Here is an 18,214-nt window from a genome sequence, read left to right on the forward strand (position 1 = left end):
GTACTCGGCTCTCAGTCCCGGGTGAGCTTGCGGTAGGTCACGCGGTGCGGGCGTGCCGCCTCCGCGCCGAGGCGCTCGACCTTGTTCTTCTCGTAGCCCTCGAAGTTGCCCTCGAACCAGTACCACTGGGCCGGGTTCTCGTCCGTGCCCTCCCAGGCCAGGATGTGGGTGGCGACGCGGTCGAGGAACCACCGGTCGTGCGAGATGACCACGGCGCAGCCGGGGAACTGCTCCAGCGCGTTCTCCAGCGAGCCCAGGGTCTCGACGTCCAGGTCGTTGGTCGGCTCGTCGAGCAGGATCAGGTTGCCGCCCTGCTTGAGGGTCATGGCCAGGTTCAGCCGGTTGCGCTCGCCGCCGGAGAGCACACCCGCCGGCTTCTGCTGGTCCGGGCCCTTGAAGCCGAACGCGCTGACGTAAGCCCGCGACGGCATCTCGACGTTGCCGACGTGGATGTAGTCGAGACCGTCGGAGACGATCTCCCAGACGTTCTTCTTCGGGTCCAGGCCGGCGCGGTTCTGGTCGACGTACGAGAGCTTGACCGTCTCGCCGATCTTCACCTCGCCCGCGTCCGCCTGCTCCAGGCCGACGATGGTCTTGAACAGCGTCGTCTTGCCCACACCGTTCGGGCCGATCACGCCGACGATGCCGTTGCGCGGCAGGCTGAACGACAGGCCGTCGATCAGCACCCGGTCGCCGAAGCCCTTCTTCAGGGACTTGGCCTCGACCACGACGCTGCCCAGGCGCGGGCCCGGCGGGATCTGGATCTCCTCGAAGTCGAGCTTGCGGGTCTTCTCCGCCTCCGCGGCCATCTCCTCGTAGCGGCCGAGGCGGGCCTTGGACTTCGCCTGGCGGGCCTTGGCGCCCGACCGGACCCAGTCCAGCTCGTCCTTCAGGCGCTTCTGGAGCTTCTGGTCCTTCTTGCCCTGGACCGCGAGGCGCTCGGCCTTCTTCTCCAGGTACGTGGAGTAGTTGCCCTCGTAGACGTGGGCCCGACCGCGTTCGAGCTCCAGGATCCACTGGGAGAGGTTGTCCAGGAAGTACCGGTCGTGGGTGACCGCCAGGACGGCGCCCGGGTACTGGGCCAGGTGCTGCTCCAGCCACAGGACGCTCTCGGCGTCCAGGTGGTTGGTGGGCTCGTCGAGCAGGAGCAGGTCGGGCTTGCTCAGCAGCAGCTTGCACAGCGCCACCCGGCGGCGCTCACCACCGGAGAGCACCTTCACGTCGGCGTCCGGCGGCGGGCAGCGGAGGGCGTCCATCGCCTGCTCCAGCTGGGAGTCGAGGTCCCACGCGTCCGCGTGGTCCAGCTCCTCCTGGAGGACGCCCATCTCCTCCATCAGCTCGTCGGAGTAGTCGACGGCCATCTTCTCGGCGATCTCGTTGAAGCGGTCGAGCTTGACCTTGATCTCGCCCAGGCCCTCCTGGACGTTGCCCAGGACGGTCTTCTCCTCGTTGAGCGGCGGCTCCTGCTGGAGGATGCCCACCGTGTAGCCCGGAGAGAGGTACGCCTCGCCGTTGCCCGGGGTGTCCAGGCCGGCCATGATCTTCAGCACGCTCGACTTGCCGGCGCCGTTCGCACCGACCAAGCCGATCTTCGCACCGGGGTAGAACATGATGGTGACGTCATCCAGGATGACCTTGTCCCCGTGCGCCTTGCGCACCTTCTTCATGGTGTAGATGAACTCGGCCATGCCCGCGATCGTAGAGCGGTGCCGATCGGGCCCGAACCTCGGACGCCGGCAACGACGTGACGACAACGCAGAGTTAACGCGAACGTGGGTCACCCACACCTGTCACAGGCCCTGAGGACCACCCTGGCGCGATGCCGCGACCAGCGGATCCGATCGGATGCGCGAACTGCTCGTGCTGTCAAGTCCCTCTGCCCGCGTGCGGGTCCGCCCCGAGGCGCCGACCCACGACCTCCCTCCTCCACGCTCGCAACGGCGACGACTGCCCGCCGCATTCTCCGCTGTGATTCCCGCTTGGGAAGCTCTTGTACCCCGATTGCCTCAGAACAGCACTTCGGCCACCCCCTTCGGACGTCCCGCTTCGTCCGGCCGCACCAGCGCCGACTCACCCTCCCTGCGCGGAGCCACGATTTCGGCGGAGGGGAGGTCGGCGGAGGAGGGGTCGGCGGGTGGCGCGGGAGGAGGGGCGGAGGGAGGGGCTGGAGGGGCCGCGGGAGGGTCCGGAACGAGGGCTGGAGGGTCGGGAACGAGGGCCGGCGCTGCGGGTGGAGTGGGTGGGGTCGGCGCTGCGGGTGGAGTGGGCGGGGCCGACGAGGTCGGCGCAGGGGACGAGGTGGCGGGTTCGGGGGTGGTCGGGGCCTTCTTCGAGGTCGCGCGGGACGTTGGAGCGGGACGTTTCCGGCCGGTGGGGGCAGGATCGGCAGGAGCTGGACCGGCAGGAGCAGCGGAGGCCGCACCACCTGCCTGGGCCGCAGCGGTGGGGGCGGCAGGAGCAGGACCAGCTGCTGGAGCGCCGGCGGCGGAGGCCGCAGGGGCAGCGGCGGCGGCGAGGGCGACGGCAGGGGTAGGGGCGGCGGCGAGAGCAGCAGCAGGGACGGCGACAGCGGCGGCAGGGGCGGCGCTCGTGGGCTGGTCGGCCAGCGCTTCTCCCGGCGTCGCCCTCATCCGCACGGCGCGGGCCGTGCACAGGGCGAGGTTCGGGCCGATCGCGGTCGCCTCGATCTCCACGAGCTGCCGGATCTTCCCGTCGTCCCGCAGCTCCTTGATCGACATCCGGCCGGTGACCACCACGGGGTCACCCCGGTTGAGCGAGTTGTACGCGTTGTCGGCGAGCGCCCGCCAGCAGTTGACCGACAGGAACATCTGGCTGCCGTCGGCCCAGCCGCGCTGCTCCTGGTCCCACCGCCGCTCGGTGGTGAACAGCCGGAAGTTCACCCGGCTGAAGCCCGTGCCGACCTCGTGGCGCGTGACCTTGCTGGCCACGTTGCCGCACACGGTGACGCGGGTCTCGTTGTAGGCCATGACCGCCTCCTCTGGTTGATCGCCTGGGACCAGGTTGCCCAGTGCGGGGGAGACGGGAAAGCGCGGGAACGCGACCTGTGGACAACTCACGATCGGGTGACAGAATCAATGAGTGAGCACTCACTCGTTGACATGAGTGAGGACTCACTCATAAGCTGGCCCCATGCCCGAGGAGACCACCCCGCGCCGCAGGCGAGCACCGGCGATGAGCCCGGAGGACCGCCGCGAGGCGATCGTCCAGGCCACCGTCCCGCTGCTGTTCACCCACGGTGCCACCGTGACGACCAGCCAGATCGCCCAGGCGGCCGGCATCGCGGAGGGCACGGTCTTCCGGGCGTTCAAGGACAAGCAGGAGCTGATCCGCACCTGCGTGCAGGCCATCCTCGCGGCCGACGCCGAGCTGGAGCTGATCGACGAGGCCCGCGCGGCGAGCACCCTCGCCGCGCGCCTGTCCTGGGCCATCAGCGCCGTCTCCGGCTACCTGGACCGCATGTGGGCGCTGGCCGGCGTGCTGCGCGAGTCCGGGTTCGACCCGCGCGAGAAGCACGGGGAGCACGGCGAGCACCACGGCCCGCAGGCGGAGATGCAGCGCCTCTCCGAGCGCGTGGCCTCGCTGTTCGGCCCCGAGGACCACCTGCGCGTCGACCCGTCCCTGGCCGCCCGGCTGCTGCTCGGGCTCGTGTTCACCAACCGGATGCAGGGCAGGGGGTTCGGCGACGCCACGGCCGACGTCGACCGGCTCGTCGAGGTGTTCCTGCACGGCGCACTGAGGGGAGACCAGTGAACGACCTCATGATCGAGGCGACGGACGTCGACAAGGCGTTCGGCGCGCACAAGGCGCTCGACGGGGTGAGCGTCGCCGTGCCGGGAGGCACGGTGCTCGGCCTGCTCGGCCACAACGGCGCGGGCAAGACGACCCTGGTCAACGTGCTGACCACGCTGCTCCCGCCGGACGGCGGGCACGCCAGGGTGGCCGGGTTCGACGTGGTCCGGGAGGCGCACCGGGTGCGCGGCCGGATCGGGCTGACCGGCCAGTTCGCCGCCGTGGACGAGCAGCTGTCCGGCCTGGACAACCTGGTCCTGATCGCCCGCCTGCTCGGCGCGTCCCCCCGGGAGGCCCGGGACCGGGCCCGCGAGCTGCTGGAGCTGTTCGGCCTCGCGGACGCGGCGAAGCGGGCGTCCCGCACCTACTCCGGCGGTATGCGCCGGCGCCTGGACCTGGCCGCGAGCCTGGTCGGCCACCCCGAGGTGATCTTCCTCGACGAGCCGACCACGGGCCTGGACCCGGCCGGCCGCCTGGGCCTGTGGGAGATCGTGGAGGGGCTGGTCGACGACGGCACCGCGGTCCTGCTCACCACCCAGTACCTGGACGAGGCCGACCGCCTAGCCGACTCCATCACCGTGCTCTCGCAGGGCCGGGTCGTCGCCTCGGGCACCAGCGCCGAGCTCAAGGCCCAGGTCGGGCAGCGCACCGTGACCGTCACCCTGGCCGACGTCGCGGACGTGCCCAAGGCCGCGGAGTCGCTGGAGCGGGCGGGCCTCCAGCCCGTCGCCGCGGCGAACGCGCTCACCGCGCCCGTCACGTCGTCCCGCGAGATCGCCACCGTGGTCCGCGCCCTGGACGAGGTCGGACTGGAGGCCACCGAGCTGGCCCTGGGCGAGCCGACCCTCGACGACGTCTACCTCTCCCTCGCCCACCAACCGCACGCGGCCTGAACAGGAGCCCAGGACATGACCACCCTCGCCGCCACGCGGACGCACTGGCGCGGCACCGGCTTCGGCACGCAGGTGCTCGTGCTGACGCAGAGATCGCTCCGCGCGCTGGTCAGCGACCCACGCATGATCGTCTTCAGCGTCCTCCAACCGCTGATCATGCTGACCCTGTTCAGCCAGATCTTCGCCAGCGTCGCCGCCGCGCCCGGCTTCCCGCAGGGCGTGGCCTACATCGACTTCCTGATGCCCGCGATCCTGGTCAACACCGCCATGCAGTCCTCGCTCCAGGCGGGCGTGGGACTGGTCACCGACATGAAGAACGGCGTGCTGGCCCGGTTCCGCTCGCTGCCCGTCCAGCCGGGCTCGGTGCTCGTCGCCCGCAGCCTGTCCGACCTGGTCCGCACGACCGCGCAGCTGCTGCTGATGCTGGTGTTCGCGGTCGCGGTGTTCGGCTTCTCCCCCGCCGGCGGCCTCGCCGGGATCGCGGGCGCGCTGGCGCTGGCGCTGGCCGTCTCCTGGGGCCTGGGCTGGGTGTTCCTGGCCATCGCCACGTGGCTGCGCAACGCCGAGCTGATGCAGACCGTCGGCTTCCTGGCGATGTTCCCGCTGATGTTCGCCTCCAGCGCCTACGTGCCGATCAGCGGCCTGCCGGGTTGGCTCCAGGCCGTCGCCCACGTCAACCCGCTGACCTACGCGGTGGACGCGGCGCGCGCCATGGCGCTGGCCCACCCCGTCACCGGCGTGGTCGGCGCGCTGGTCACCAGCGGCGCGCTGGCCGTCGCCGGGTGGGCGCTGGCGGTGAAGGGCTTCCGGCGCCCGCTCTAGCCCGGTCCCCGCTCTAGCCCTTCCCGGACATCTTGCGCAGCATCGCATTGTACGCGGCCAGGTCCGCGTCGCCGTCCGCGTCCGCCCGCCGGTCCGCCCGGCGGGCGTCGCGGCCGTCCGAGCGCGCCCACTGCACCAGCAGCGCGACCATCACCACCAGCAGCGGCAGCTCGCCCGCCGCCCACGCGATGCCGCCGCCCAGCCGCTGGTCGTCCAGCAGGGACGTCACCCACGGCAGGCCCAGCGAGCGGTAGAAGTCGTCGCCGATCACGGTCTGCGAACTCATCAGCACGATGCCGAAGAACGCGTGGAACGGGATCGAGGCGAACAGCAGCCCGAGCCGGCCCAGCGGCGGCAGCCGGTTCGGCGACGGGTCGATGCCGATCACCGGCCAGTAGAAGACGTAGCCGACCAGGAGGAAGTGGGCGTTCATCGCCAGGTGCGCCCAGTGGTAGTCCAGCGCCCAGTCGAACAGGCCCGAGAAGTACAGGCCGTAGAACGAGCCCACGAACAGCGCCAGCGCCACGAACGGGTTGGTCAGCAGCTTCGCCACCGGCGAGTGCACGAACGCCAGCAGCCACTCGCGGGGCCCCGGCGGGTTGCCCCTGCCGGCGGTCGGCAGCGCCCGCACCGCCAGCGTCACCGGGCCGCCCAGCACCAGCAGGATCGGCGCCAGCATGGACAGCAGCATGTGCGCCTCCATGTGGACGCTGAACATCGCCGGCGCGTACCGGCCCACGCCGGACGACGTGGCGAACAGCACGGTCAGGCAGCCCGCCACCCACGCCACCGTGCGGCCGACCGGCCACGCGTCGCCGCGCTTGCGCAGCCGCCGCACCCCCAGCAGGTACAGCACCGCCAGCACCACCGCGGCGGTGCCGAAGACCAGGTCGAAGCGCCAGTCGAAGAGCAGGCGGAACGCCGTGGGCGCGCCGTCCAGGTCGTAGCCGACGCGCAGCTCCACCCGGCTGGGCAGGGTGCGGCCCTCGGCGGGCGGCGGCGTGCGGCTCAGCGCGGCGGCCAGGCCGATGGTGGCGAACATCAGCAGGACCTCGACGCCCGCGAGCTTGAGCAGGGTGCGCCCGGACCCGGTGGCGACGACCTGCTTCACGCCCCGCTCGCGCTGGAACCAGCCGATCACGCCCAGCACGGCCAGGGCGAGCGTCTTGCCCAGCAGCAGCAGGCCGTAATCGCTGGTGAACAGCTGGTTCAGCGGCAGCCGCACCCACGCGTTGACCACGCCCGAGACCGCCATCACGATCCAGCAGACCAGGGCCAGCCGGGAGAACCGGGTGGTCGCCAGCGCCAGGTGGTCGCCGCCGCGGCGGCCGTGCGCGAGCAGGGCGATCAGGCCGCCGACCCACAGCGCCGCCGCGAGCAGGTGGTAGAGCAGGCTGTTCGTGGCCACGTCGTGCGAGCCGCCGCCCGAGGAGTGCCCGGTCACCGCCACCGGCACCAGGGCGAACAGCGACAGGAAGAACAGCGCCGTCGTCCAGCCCCAGGACAGCGCCAGCCGGCAGCCCAGGGCCAGCACCGCCACGACCACCGCGGTGACCACCCACGCCTTGGACTGCTCCACCAGGTCCGCGACCTTGAACAGCACCGAGGGCTCCAGGAACGTGGTCACCGGCTGGCCCAGCGCGTCCGCCACCGTGAACGGCACCGCGAGCACCGAGCCCAGCGTCCACACCAGCGCCGCCCACGCGGCCGTGCGCAACGCGGCGTAGCCGTCGGCGGCCAGCGTGCCGCTGTCCTGCGGTGGGACCAGGAACGCCGCCAGCAGCAGGGAGCCGATGGTCACCACCGCGGCCGACTCGGTCAGCACGCGCACGACCATCAGGCCCGAGGTGTCGCCGCCGGTGAGCGCCAGCAGGCCCGCCGTCAGCAGCGCGGCTATGGCCGAGCCGACGACCAGCAGGGGGATCAGACCGGTGCGCTGCGTTCGGGTGGGCGCTTCAGTGGTCACGGGACGAGGGTAGGCGGCGGGGGCGCGGTGCCACCAACCGCCGGACGTGCGCAGATCGCACCCACTACCGTTGCCGGGCGTGACCGGTTCCCGCGCGGCGCTCCTGGCCGTCCTCGTCCTGACCCTGTCCGGCGGGTGCAGCTACTCCGTCCACGGCACGGCGGTGCCGGGGGCCGGGGAGACGACCTCCGCCCCGGGGCCCACCGCCCCCGGGACGCCGCGGATCGCGCGCCCGCGGACGGTCGTCGGCGTGGAGCCGTGCGGGCTGCTCACCGCGGACGACCTGCGGTCGATCGGGGCGTTCAAGAAGGAGCCCGCGCGCAAGGACGACCTGATCCAGGAGTCGTGCCAGTACGTGCTGGACGACGGCTCGTTCGCCGGGCGCACCGTCGTCGCCGCGCTCTACCAGAAGTACCAGGACGTGCGGTCCCGGCAGGCGAAGGGCCGCGAGGTGGTCGTCGACGGGCACTCGGCCTGGGTGTTCTGCGAGGTCAGCGGCGGCTCGATGGCGTGCACGGCGACGCTGGCCGTGAACGCCAACCGCAGCGTCCTGGTCGCGATGACCCAGCCCGGCGGGGTGGAGGAGCAGATGCTGTCGGTGATGCAGCCGCTGCTCAAGGCCGCGCTGAACCGACTGCCCGCCGCGTGACCTCGCGGTCGCGGGAGCGCCGCGCCAGCCACACCGCGGGCACCATCATGGCGATCACGAACGCCACGAAGCCCAGCGACACCGACAGGTTGCCGACGTGGGCGATGCCGCCGACCAGCGGCGGACCCACCAGGAAGCCGGTGTAGGCGACCGTCGTCACCAGGCCGATCTCGCGCTCGCCGCCGGTGCCGTCCTCGCGGCGGCCCGCGTCGCCCGCCAGGTCCATGATCACCGGGAAGGCGAACGCCAGGCCCAGGCCGACGAGGCCGAAACCGACGTAGCCGGTCGCCGCGACCGGGACGAGCACGACCAGCGCCAGGCCCGCCGCGGCCACCACCGCGCCGCCCGCGAGCAGGCGGTACGGGCCCAGCCGGCGCTGCACGGACTCGCCGAACAGGCGCGCGACGGCCATCGCGATGGAGAAGCCGACGTAGGCGGCCGCCGCGGCGCTCTCGCTCAGGCCGCGCTCGTTGACGAAGAACAGCGCGGACCAGTCGGAGGTGGCGCCCTCCGCGATCGCGGAGAACAGCGTGATCGTCGCCAGCAGCCACAGCAGCGGGCGCTTGACCACGGGGCGGTCGTCCGCCGACGCGGCGCCGGTCTCGCCGGTGGCCCCCGGCACGGCCCGCAGCACCCAGGCGATGGCGACCACGCCGACGACCGCGGCGGTGAGCAGGTGGCGGGTCAGGTCCCAGCCGACGCCCGCGGCCACGGCCGCGCCGAGCGAGCCGATCAGGCCGCCGACGCTGAAGCCCGCGTGGAACTGCGGCATCAGCGGGCGGTCCAGGGCGCGGGTGACGGCCACCGCGGCGACGTTCATGCCCACGTCCAGCATCGCGCCGCACGAGCCGAGCACGAACAGGACCAGGCCCAGGTGCAGCGGCGTCGTGGCGAGGGTGAGCGAGGGCACCGCCACCGCCGTGATGGCCGCGCCCACCAGGACCAGGCTGCGCGCGCCGACCCGCGCGCAGATCCGGGCCGCGAACGGCGCGGTGAGCGCGAGGCCGACGCTGGCGCCCAGCAGGGCCAGGCCGAGGGTCGCCTCGGTGGCGCCGACCTGGTTGGCCAGCGCGGGCATCCGGGCGGCCCAGGACAGGAACATCGCCCCGTTGAACAGGAACACCGCGAAGACGGCGAGGCGTGGCGTGGGCATGGTGACGAGTGTGACTGAAGCGCTTCAGAACGTCCACTCCGATACCTGGTTAGGCTCCTCACGTGGACCGCCCCCGGAAGCCGACGCTCGACACGGTCGCCAGTGCCGTCGGCGTGTCGCGCGCGACGGTCTCCAACGCCTACAACCGGCCGGACCAGCTGTCCGCCGCGTTGCGCGAGCGCATCCTGGCCGCGGCCGCCTCGCTGGGCTACGGGGGGCCGGACCCGGTCGCGCGCAGCCTCGCGACCAGGCACAGCGCGGCGGTCGGTTTCATGCTCGGGCAGCAGCTGTCCACGTCGTTCTCCGACCCGGCGCTGTCGATCGTGCTCGACGGGCTGGCCTCGACCGTGGACGGGCACGACCACTGCCTGGTGCTGATGCCGGGCAACGACCGGGGCGGACCGCGACCGGAGACCGTGGCGCGGGCGCAGGCCGACGTCGTGGTGGCCTACTCGCTGCCGGACGACGCGCCCGCCCTGGCCGCCGTGCGGGCGCGCGGGCTGCCGATGGTGGTGATCGACCAGCCCGTGCTGCCGGACACCGCGCGGGTCGAGGTGGACGACCTCGGCGGGGCGCGGCTGGCCGCCGAGGCGCTGCGCGACCTGGGGCACCGCCGGTTCGGCGTGCTGACCTTCGCGCTGCGCCCGGACGGGCACAGCGGGCCGGTATCGGCCGAGCGGCTGGCGGCGGCGCCGTTCCGGGTCACCCGGGACCGGCTGCACGGGTACCTGGAGGTGGCCGGCCCGCAGCCGATCTGGGAGTGCGCGCGGAGCAGCCGTGAACCGGGGCGCGAGGGCGCGCGCGAGCTGCTGTCCGCCTCCCCCCGGCCGACGGCGCTGCTGTGCGCCTCGGACGAACTGGCGTTCGGCGCGCTCCAGGCGGTGCGCGACCTCGGGCTGCGGGTACCCGACGACGTGTCCGTGGTGGGTTTCGACGACGTGCCGGCGGCCGCGCACGCGGATCCGCCGCTGACTACGGTGCGTCAACCCCTGACGGAGAAGGGGCGGCGCGCCGGCGAACTGGCGCTGCGCCTGCTGGACGGCGCCAGACCGAGCGGACCTACAAGACTGCCCGTTTCCCTGGTCGCCCGCGAGTCGACGACGGCTCTGACGTGATGCACGTCACTTTTTAGCCGTTCTGATCACACTTCTGGCGCGGGATGGAAACGCGAAGCATCGTCCGGACGATGTGTCCGGTGGGACCGACCTCGCAGCTACGGCGCGTGGCCGGCACCCCGAGCCTCCGTAGCTCAGTGGAGAGAGCGAGGGACTTCTAATCCCGAGGTCGCAGGTTCGAATCCTGCCGGGGGCGCAACAGCGCAGGTAGTGACGGTGGGGCCGATCTTCGGTCAAGATCGGCCCACGTCAAACCCACATGATTCACTTCTCCGGTCCGAGACCTTCCAGGGCGTCAGCCGCGGCTCGCCCGACCGTCCGGCGGTTCATGTAGACGTCCTGGGTCATGCTCACCTGAGCGTGGCCGAGGTAGTCCGCGATCTCCCGCGCCGACAGGCCCGCCTCGTCCAACCTGGTCGCCACCAAGTGTCGGAAGGCGTGCGGGTGCAGCCCTTCCCAGTCCGTTCCGGCAAGCGCCCGCCGCAGGCTCTTGCGGGTGTTGTCGGGATCACGCAGCGAGCCAGCAGCCGAGGCGAACACCCATTCAGCCGAGGTATCCGTCAGCCGTTTGCCGATCACCCGTGCCGCCCAGCCCGGCACCTTGATCGTCCGCATACCCGCCGCAGACTTCGTGTGCGCCTGGACGAACAGGCCCACACCGGCCTCCCGAATCACGGTGCCTTCCAGCCGCAGCGTCCGAGCCTCCACGTCAACCCGCGACCAGTCCAGCGCCAGCAGCTCACCGATCCGGGCACCGGTCGCGGCCAGCACGTCGACCAGGTCCACGAGGTCGGCCCGCTCCCCCACCGGTGAGTCGACGAGGAACGCCCGCAACCGCAGGTACTCGTCCCAGGTGATCTCGGTGAGTTTCTTCGAGGCTTCCCGCGGCTTCTTGCTCGTGCCCAGCGCGCCGATCTCCCGGACCGGGTTGGTGTCCAGCGCGCCGTACCGAACGGCCAGGCCCATGACGCCGGTCAGGACGACCTTGGCGTGCTTGGCGCTACCCAGGCCCGCCCGGTCGCGGATGGCCCTCAGGACCCGCTCGGCGGTGGCAACGGTGATCTCCCGCACGGTCAGTTCACCGACCGCCTGGACCAGGTCGCGGTTCCAGCTCTCCCGGTACGTGCGTCTGGTCCTCAGCGCCTTGCCCGACTCGTCCAGCTCCCGCAACCACATGTCCGCGACGGCCGCGACCCTGGTCCGGTCGGTGACCTCCTCCCCCACCACCGCGCGTGCCCGGTCGCGGAGGGCTACCCGCAGGTTGTTCTTGGCGTTGGTCTCGCTCGTGCCCACCCGTTCCACCGGGCGCAGCACGCCGTCGTAGTCCCGGTAGTTCGTGATCGCCCGCCACTTGCCGCCGGGCATCGGGTAGCACCTGATCTCGCCATGCGTGCCCACCGGCAGCCGAGGACGCGCCATCAGGCCACACCGCTCGGTTGGGCGTCGACCCAGGCCCGCACCTCGTCCGGGACGAACCGGACGTACTTGCCGATGCGCTTGCCGGGTGGGCCGTAGTTGCGGGTGCGCCACTGGTAGAGGGTGTTGACGGGTACGCCGAGGAAGTCGGCGACCTCCCGCATTCCCCAGAGCTTGCTCATGCGGTTACCTCCTTGTCGTACTTGCGTCGGCGTTGTTCGCGGGTGCCTTCGGCGATGGCGAGCGCGAGTTCGCGTTCGGCGTCGGTGTGGTGACCGGAGCCGGTGTAGGTCCAGTCGTGGACCAGCAGGACCGAGGTGGGTTCGTGGCCGAGCTGGTCGAGCAGTTCGGCGGTGCGGTGGGCGCGCCGTTCCCCACGGATGGCTTTGAAGCTGGTCGAGTAGGTCGGCGACTTGGAGAGGAAGTGCCCGCGGAAGGCGAGCATGTGTGCCCAGCGCCGCAGCTTGAGGTCGACGTACTGGTCGAGGTCGCCGAGGTCCCAGGCGGTTTGGATGATGCGGCGGTGGTGGGCGGAGACCTTCAGGTGGTCGATGTCGAGTTGGTCGCGGATGGGGCGGTCTGCGGCTTCGCTCTTGCCGGTGCCCTTGGTGGCGTACTTGGCGACGTAGGCGGCGAGGCGGGATTCGCTGATCTCGCCGTCCTGCTCGACCTGGTGGGCGTCGGCGGGGCGGATGCGACGCACGTCGACCTGCGTCCCCCAGCTCAGCGTCATGACCGAGCCGTCCGGGCGGGCCTGGTCGACCTGGACCGAGCGGGCGGCGGTGGTGAAGGCGTGCTCGACGAGTTCGGCGGTGGCCCAGGCCGGGGCGGGGTCGTTCGCGCCGTCGGGGCCGTCGACGCGCAGGACGGCGTGGAAGTGGACCAGGCCGCGCCGCTGGTACTCGGCGACCTTGGCGAACGACACCCGTGCGTGCAGGCGGAACTCGCGGACGGTGAGCCCGGCGGCGTGGGCCAGGGCGCGGCGCAGGGCGATGGTGAGCCGGTGCCAGAGCTTGCCCGCGTTGGCCTGCCAGAGCACCGACCCGACGTAGTCGTAGGCGTCCGCGTCGATCGGCGAGCCCAACCGGGGGTCGGCGTCATGGTGGTAGTCGCCGCACGCACAGGGGCGGCGCTTGCCGGTACGGGTGAGGGGCTGGTTGTGGACCGCGCCGAACGAGGGGGCGGTCACGGTGGCGAACAGCCGCGGCTTGGTGGTGACCGAGCTGGGGACGCCCTTGGAGCCGCCGGAGAGGCCGGCGTGCATGAGGTGGTAGGCATCGGCGGCGTAGCGGTCGGAGCAGGCCGGGCAGACGGACTCGCGGCGGTTGCCGCAGGGTGCCATGACGTCGCCGCCGTGCCAGTCGAGCAGGGCGCCGGTGGTGGCGTGCTGGACCTGCCAGGCACCGGTGAGGCGGACGGGTTGGGCGCATCCGCCGATGGCTGCGACCTTGGCGCGCCAGTCGCGGTAGTCGGAGGCGCGCAGACGGGCGGTGATGCGGTCTTCCAGGGTGAACAACGGGGCACCTCCTTCGAGGGCGTCAGGGGTGGGAAGACGGAGAAGGGCGGGACGCGACCGTGGGGAGTGGTCGCGTCCCGCCCCATGTGGAGCGACCGGCCGTAGGGGTCGGCGATCGGCCGCTCGTGGTCAGGCGGCGAGGTGGTCGGCGACGCGGGCGGCGAAGGCGTCCGGGACGCGCAGCAGGTCGGCGACCTCGTCGGCGTCGAGCGGACGGCCCAGCTCGCTCATGCGGGCGGTGAGGGCTTGACTCATGTGCGGGGGCAGTCGCAGCGCGGAGACCGCCCGGGGCGGATCGGCGACCACGGCAGCAGGCAGGGGCACAGGAGCGGGCTCGGGGGCGGTCTGCGACGCGGGAGCGGGTTCGATCGGCGCAGCGGTGTCCGCAGAAGCGGTATCGGCCGGTGCCGGGAGGGCGTTGAGGGCGTTGTCCCGGGCGGTGATGCAGCGGGCCTGCATGACGGGCATGACCTCCGCGAGCAGGAACACCACCAAGGGGATGAGCAGGTGGAGGAAGACGTTGCCGGGGTTGACCGGGCCCTCGGACGGAGCCAGGGCGGACCAGGCGTTGGTGATCAGGGTCGCGCCGAGCAGAACCCATTTCAGGCCGGTGACCCAACGACTGTCGACGTCGATCCCGGCGGCGATCATCTGGGCTTCCCAGCGCAGGAGGTTGATCAGGATTCCGGCGAGGGCGGGTTCGACCAGCCACGCGCCCCACCACAGCGGGTCGGACAGCGGCAGGCTACCGGCGAGGAAGTCGTGAACCCCGGTGGTGGTGAACCCCAGGCCGATGGCGAGGAAGAACCACATGGTGCGGGTGACCGACACGCGGAAGCGTTCCGCGGTGACCGCGCTCAACAGGGGATCGGCGGACAGGGCGTGCACGTCGTGCGCTTCGGCGAGCTTGGAGCGCAGCCGACGCACCGCCCGGGTGCCACCACGCCGGTCCGGGGTGACGTTGTCCGGACCGGCGTGGTGGGCGCTGTTGTTGCGGCGCAACAGCTTCACCGCAGTTCACCTCCTTTCGGGGGCGGGCGGGCTACTGGCCGCGTGCGGCGCGCACGAGCAAGCGGGCCAGGGCGGTGAGGACGAGGGCGAGGACGGCCGCGCCGAGCCAGCCGAACAGCGCCCACATGACCACCAGCGAGACGACCGAGACGGCCAGGACGGCGACGAGCAGGGGCAGGGTGGAGCGCTTGACGGGGATGACGACCTGGAGCTGCATCTAGGCCACGTCCTTTCGGGACTGCTCACGGTTGGTGCGCGGGTAGTAGGTCTGGTTTCGGGCCGAAGCGGTCTGTCCGCCGACGACACCGGAGGCGTAGAAGCGACGGGAGCGGGTGACCGACTCCCAGTCGTGGTTGTCGGCGCGGCACCGGTCGAGCACCGGACAACCGGCGCACAGGTCGAGGGCGTCGGCGGTGGCGGCGGAGTCGAAGAACAACGCGGGATCGGAGTCAGCGCACGCGGCGTCAGCTCGCCAGGCCGGGGGACGACCGGAGGAGCCGAACAGGGCGAGCATGAGCGCCCGGTGGCCGACGTAGCCGGGGTGGTCGGTCGGGTCGGACGGGCCACGGCCGTAGCGGTTCACGCGGCCACCTCCAGACCGGCCGGGAGGGCGCGGGAGGCGGTGACCAGGTGGGCGACCTCGTCGTAGGTGACGGGTTCGGTGTCGTGTTCGGCGAGCCGGAACACCCCCGCCAGGGTGGCGACGCGGGTGGGGCCGAGGTCGGCGAGGTGGGCGGCGAGGCCGGAGAGCGGCACCGAGCAGGCCAGGCCGAGGGAGACGCCCGCGGGCGTTCGACCGGTGGCGGCCAGGGCCAGGACGCCGCCGGGTCGGTGGGTCCACGCCAGGCTGACGCCGTCGAGGCCGAGGCACCACAGCAGCACGGCGGACAGCAGGTCCGGGGCCGGGCCGGTGGTGAACTCGGCGTGCGCCGAGCAGGACCGGGTGGAGATCACCAGCCGATCAGGGCGGGGCAGGTTGCGGGAGCGCATCACGCCGCGCAGGGTGCGCAGGATGCGGTCCAGTGAGCGGGAACCGTTGGCGGACATGGCAAACAGACCTCCCTTTCGGGTAAGCAAGCGAGCGAGCGGGGTGGGTCAGGAGACGGCGCGCAGGCCAGGCGAGCGGACGAACGAGACCAGCTCGGAGAGTTGGGCGTCGTCGGTGTAGGCGATGCGCACCCGACGCGGCTGCGGACGCCGCGGGGCCTTGGCGAAACCGATCCCGGCGGTGTCCTCACCCTCGGGAATCTCGTCGGCGACCGCGCCGCGCTTGCGCATCCCGTCCCCCAGCACCATGTCCGGGTGGCCGGAGTCGGTGACCCGCAGGCACACCCGGTGCGGCAGCAGCTCCCGGATCGGCACCGTGTCCTTGGTGGGCTCCTGCACGAACGCTTCCAGCACGTCGTGCGTGGTGCGGCCCATCGAGGCGATGATCGCGGCCTTCTCGGTGATCGAGTGCGCGTAGTCCGGCCGATACGACAGCATGTAGCCGATCTCGTCGAAGATCAGCCAGTCCACCGGGTAGTCCTCCGACAGCGGCGCTTTGCGCAGCTTCTCGCGCTGCATCCGCTTCTGCTTGCGCTCCATGTTGTCCACGAACGCCTCGATCAGCTCGTGCGCGTCGGTGGGGTTGTCGGCGTAGCGGCCGTCCAGGATGGGCTTGGCCCAGGCCCACTCCAGCATCTTCGGGTCGATGATCCACGGCCTCACCAGCCCGGCCCGGATCAGCGGGGCCACCTGACGAAGCCGCTGCGCCGGGATCGAGTTCTTCCCCGCACCGGTCGCACCAGCCCGCAGGAAGTGAGTGCCGAACAGCGGCTCGCGGTAGTCGCGGCCGAACTCGTCCTCACCCAGGTACAGCGCCATCGGGTCCACGTCGCCCACGTCGTCGGGCATGTCCGGCGACGGGATCATGTGCCGGAACGGCTCGTCACGCTGCACGATGAACACCACCTGACCGGGCCGGTCACGCTCGACCGCCACCCGCTCGGCCCGCAACGTGTCCGCCAACTCCTCTGCCTTGTCGACCACCGAGCGCACCGACTGCCCCGGCACCAGTCGCACCCGCACCGTGTCGATCGAGGGCGACCACGACCGCACCCGCACCACCCGAGGCACCAGCACCCGACCCGTGCGGGGGTGGGTACGGGTCAGGTCGCAGGCACCCATCAGGTCCGCCCAACGACGCCCGACGTAGGCACCCGCCCAGCGGCGACGCCACGACCGCAGTACCGGCGCGGCGAGCGTGTCGAAGGTGTCCGGGTGACCCCGGTACCACGCGCCCACGCCCAACCCGACCGCGCCCGCGGCCACACCCACCGGGGTGGGACCGAACTCGCCCACCACCGCCAACGCGGCCACCGGGGCACCGGTCATGCCGGGGTGGCGCACCATCCAGCACACCGCCCGGAACTCCCTGCCCGGGTTACGGCGCGAACTACCTCTCGACTGACCGAACATGACCATTCCTTTCCGTCCGTTACCCGATGTGTGCCGGTCCGGACACAGCAACGGCCGACCACCCGTGAATGGAGTGGTCGGCCGCACCGAATCCGGACGCGCGTTACTCGCTCGTCGTCTTCTTCCTGCGCTTGGTCGCGTTCTCGTCCAACATGCCCCGCGCGTAGGACAACGCGGTGGTCAACGTCGCCACATCCTTGGTGAACTCGTCGTGCAGCCTCTTGAACCCCTCCCGGCGGGCCGGGATGCCCTTCACCGCCTCCCGCAACTGCTTCATAGCGGTGTTGACCTCGCTGATGGCGTTGTCCAACTGACGCGACACGTCACACCTTCCATTCCCGGGACTTCAACTCGGCCTCGTACTTCTGCGCCTGCTCCTTGAGCGCTTCCAGGCTGCGCAGCGCCTTCTTCAGCATCGCGCGCAACTCGTCGGGCCTGGCCACCCGCCACGACCCCGCCGGGACGTTCGTCGGCTTCATCCGCTCGATCAGCTTCCGCACCTGCGGGAACTGCTCCGTAGTGAAATCGATCGCACCCACGAACTCGCCGTACTTCTTCACCGCACGGGCGTTGAGAATGTCCGCCACCGGTCACGCTCCCTTCTGATCAGCCGCAGCCGCCCACGTCTGGGGCACCCGCAGCGCGGCCCACCGGCTCAGCGTCCTCTTGGTCGACAAAGGCACGTTGACCCAGGTCACCGAGATACGGACCGCGCCGCACAGCATGGTTTTCGTCTTGCCGCCACGGGTGAACATGCCGCTGTCGAGCAGTTGCAGCACCACCCCGGCCTCCCACAACGGCACCGGACGCATTCGGTTCGGGTCCACCAATTGGTAAACCTTCGACTTCGCGCCGAGCAGGTACGTCGTGCCGTCCACCCCACGTTGCGCGACCTTGCGCACCTGCTCCATGTCGTTGCTGATCCGCCGCGACGTGTCCTTCGACAACGACACGTCGAGAACCTCGTTGCCGAACAGGTCCTCACTCACCGGGACCACCGCCGTTCCGCATGGACACGAACCGGCGCAACACGTCCAACTCGATTGGTTCCCCATACGCGGATCGCGGCAGCTCCAGCCAGCCGAGCAGGCCGGGCACCACGTTCCACACAGTCGCCGTACCGCTTCCCAACGAACCCGTCACGTAGACGAACGCCTGCCCCTTGATGTCCGACACCGTGACACACTGATTCGCCAGGCTGTCCGCCCACACCAACAGATCTACCGCAGACGCATCATGAACAAGCTGCAAATCGTTTCCCCGCACCCACACCGGATGCAGGTGCGGATTGGCTGTCAAGTGCTGCGCCACCGCGAACAGCAGCGCAGCCTGCCGCAACGCCAGAGTTACCTCCACCGTCGCCACACCGACTCTCCTTCCAAACACGCAACAGGTCTCAGAAT

At 71.3% G+C, this 18,214-nt stretch carries 21 protein-coding genes and 1 tRNA gene; 6 read left to right on the forward strand and 16 right to left on the reverse strand.

Annotated features, from left to right (window positions below; genetic code table 11):
- Window positions 1–11: 11 nt before the first annotated feature.
- Window positions 12–1,688: an energy-dependent translational throttle protein EttA gene (ettA, locus tag Q5530_RS15590; RefSeq protein ID WP_415362932.1), complete on the reverse strand. Its 1,677-nt coding sequence runs from the start codon at window positions 1,686–1,688 to the stop codon at window positions 12–14.
- A 318-nt stretch (window positions 1,689–2,006) separates the two neighbouring features.
- A complete protein-coding gene (locus tag Q5530_RS15595; protein ID WP_415362934.1) occupies window positions 2,007–2,987 on the reverse strand; it encodes a single-stranded DNA-binding protein in 981 nt (326 codons plus the stop codon).
- 163 nt (window positions 2,988–3,150) lie between these two features.
- Here Q5530_RS15595 and Q5530_RS15600 point away from each other — a divergent pair, with 163 nt between their 5' ends.
- The 3 genes from Q5530_RS15600 to Q5530_RS15610 are packed head-to-tail and all read left to right on the forward strand — an operon-like array spanning window position 3,151 to window position 5,525.
- A complete protein-coding gene (locus tag Q5530_RS15600) occupies window positions 3,151–3,771 on the forward strand; it encodes a TetR/AcrR family transcriptional regulator (protein WP_415362935.1) in 621 nt (206 codons plus the stop codon).
- A complete protein-coding gene (locus tag Q5530_RS15605; protein WP_415362936.1) occupies window positions 3,768–4,703 on the forward strand; it encodes an ATP-binding cassette domain-containing protein in 936 nt (311 codons plus the stop codon). Before Q5530_RS15600 ends, Q5530_RS15605 begins: the two co-directional genes overlap by 4 nt.
- A gap of 15 nt (window positions 4,704–4,718) precedes the next feature.
- The gene (locus tag Q5530_RS15610; protein WP_415362938.1) at window positions 4,719–5,525 is read left to right on the forward strand and encodes an ABC transporter permease; all 807 of its coding nucleotides are present in this window, start codon (window positions 4,719–4,721) and stop codon (window positions 5,523–5,525) included.
- A 13-nt stretch (window positions 5,526–5,538) separates the two neighbouring features.
- Here the strand turns inward: Q5530_RS15610 and Q5530_RS15615 are convergent, their stop codons facing one another.
- On the reverse strand, window positions 5,539–7,491 hold the full coding sequence (locus Q5530_RS15615; RefSeq protein ID WP_415362939.1) for a cytochrome c oxidase assembly protein: 1,953 nt from the start codon (window positions 7,489–7,491) through the stop codon (window positions 5,539–5,541).
- 79 nt (window positions 7,492–7,570) lie between these two features.
- Here Q5530_RS15615 and Q5530_RS15620 point away from each other — a divergent pair, with 79 nt between their 5' ends.
- Complete coding sequence (locus tag Q5530_RS15620; RefSeq protein ID WP_415362941.1) at window positions 7,571–8,140, forward strand: DUF3558 family protein; 570 nt, start codon at window positions 7,571–7,573, stop codon at window positions 8,138–8,140.
- Here the strand turns inward: Q5530_RS15620 and Q5530_RS15625 are convergent.
- Entirely contained in the window at window positions 8,106–9,293 is a 1,188-nt protein-coding gene (locus tag Q5530_RS15625; protein WP_415362942.1) for an MFS transporter, read from the reverse strand. The two genes, Q5530_RS15620 and Q5530_RS15625, sit on opposite strands and share 35 nt — an antisense overlap.
- A 62-nt stretch (window positions 9,294–9,355) precedes the next feature.
- Between Q5530_RS15625 and Q5530_RS15630 the strand changes: the two genes are divergently transcribed.
- A complete protein-coding gene (locus Q5530_RS15630; RefSeq protein ID WP_415362943.1) occupies window positions 9,356–10,408 on the forward strand; it encodes a LacI family DNA-binding transcriptional regulator in 1,053 nt (350 codons plus the stop codon).
- A 123-nt stretch (window positions 10,409–10,531) separates the two neighbouring features.
- Window positions 10,532–10,604, forward strand: a tRNA-Arg gene (locus tag Q5530_RS15635).
- A gap of 68 nt (window positions 10,605–10,672) precedes the next feature.
- On the opposite strand, the gene xerC is transcribed toward Q5530_RS15635, so the two are convergent.
- From xerC to Q5530_RS15695, 12 genes are all read right to left on the reverse strand, one after another.
- Window positions 10,673–11,827 carry a site-specific integrase gene (gene xerC, locus Q5530_RS15640; RefSeq protein WP_415362944.1) on the reverse strand — a complete coding sequence of 385 codons (1,155 nt, stop codon included), beginning with the start codon at window positions 11,825–11,827 and terminating at the stop codon, window positions 10,673–10,675.
- Complete coding sequence (locus Q5530_RS15645; protein ID WP_415362945.1) at window positions 11,827–12,006, reverse strand: helix-turn-helix transcriptional regulator; 180 nt, start codon at window positions 12,004–12,006, stop codon at window positions 11,827–11,829. The genes xerC and Q5530_RS15645 overlap by 1 nt, the downstream gene beginning before the upstream one ends.
- The gene (locus tag Q5530_RS15650; RefSeq protein ID WP_415362946.1) at window positions 12,003–13,340 is read right to left on the reverse strand and encodes a replication initiator; all 1,338 of its coding nucleotides are present in this window, start codon (window positions 13,338–13,340) and stop codon (window positions 12,003–12,005) included. Before Q5530_RS15650 ends, Q5530_RS15645 begins: the two co-directional genes overlap by 4 nt.
- Before the next feature lie 129 nt (window positions 13,341–13,469).
- Window positions 13,470–14,351 carry a hypothetical protein gene (locus tag Q5530_RS15655; protein ID WP_415362947.1) on the reverse strand — a complete coding sequence of 294 codons (882 nt, stop codon included), beginning with the start codon at window positions 14,349–14,351 and terminating at the stop codon, window positions 13,470–13,472.
- A 31-nt stretch (window positions 14,352–14,382) separates the two neighbouring features.
- Complete coding sequence (locus tag Q5530_RS15660) at window positions 14,383–14,568, reverse strand: hypothetical protein (RefSeq protein ID WP_415362949.1); 186 nt, start codon at window positions 14,566–14,568, stop codon at window positions 14,383–14,385.
- Window positions 14,569–14,934: a WhiB family transcriptional regulator gene (locus Q5530_RS15665; RefSeq protein ID WP_415362951.1), complete on the reverse strand. Its 366-nt coding sequence runs from the start codon at window positions 14,932–14,934 to the stop codon at window positions 14,569–14,571.
- Window positions 14,931–15,398, reverse strand: a complete 468-nt coding sequence (locus tag Q5530_RS15670) for a hypothetical protein (RefSeq protein ID WP_415362952.1) — start codon at window positions 15,396–15,398, stop codon at window positions 14,931–14,933. The genes Q5530_RS15665 and Q5530_RS15670 overlap by 4 nt, the downstream gene beginning before the upstream one ends.
- 48 nt (window positions 15,399–15,446) lie before the next feature.
- On the reverse strand, window positions 15,447–16,745 hold the full coding sequence (locus Q5530_RS15675) for a cell division protein FtsK (RefSeq protein WP_415362953.1): 1,299 nt from the start codon (window positions 16,743–16,745) through the stop codon (window positions 15,447–15,449).
- 169 nt (window positions 16,746–16,914) lie between these two features.
- Window positions 16,915–17,133, reverse strand: a complete 219-nt coding sequence (locus tag Q5530_RS15680; RefSeq protein ID WP_415362955.1) for a hypothetical protein — start codon at window positions 17,131–17,133, stop codon at window positions 16,915–16,917.
- Window position 17,134: 1 nt separating this feature from the next.
- On the reverse strand, window positions 17,135–17,398 hold the full coding sequence (locus Q5530_RS15685) for a hypothetical protein (RefSeq protein ID WP_415362957.1): 264 nt from the start codon (window positions 17,396–17,398) through the stop codon (window positions 17,135–17,137).
- Window positions 17,399–17,401: 3 nt separating this feature from the next.
- The gene (locus tag Q5530_RS15690; protein ID WP_415362959.1) at window positions 17,402–17,800 is read right to left on the reverse strand and encodes a hypothetical protein; all 399 of its coding nucleotides are present in this window, start codon (window positions 17,798–17,800) and stop codon (window positions 17,402–17,404) included.
- Entirely contained in the window at window positions 17,793–18,176 is a 384-nt protein-coding gene (locus tag Q5530_RS15695) for a hypothetical protein (RefSeq protein WP_415362960.1), read from the reverse strand. The genes Q5530_RS15690 and Q5530_RS15695 overlap by 8 nt, the downstream gene beginning before the upstream one ends.
- Between the last annotated feature and the right edge of the window lie 38 nt (window positions 18,177–18,214).

It is taken from the genome of Saccharothrix sp. BKS2, from assembly GCF_047689505.1.
Taxonomy (GTDB): Bacteria; Actinomycetota; Actinomycetes; order Mycobacteriales; family Pseudonocardiaceae; genus Actinosynnema; species Actinosynnema lopnurensis.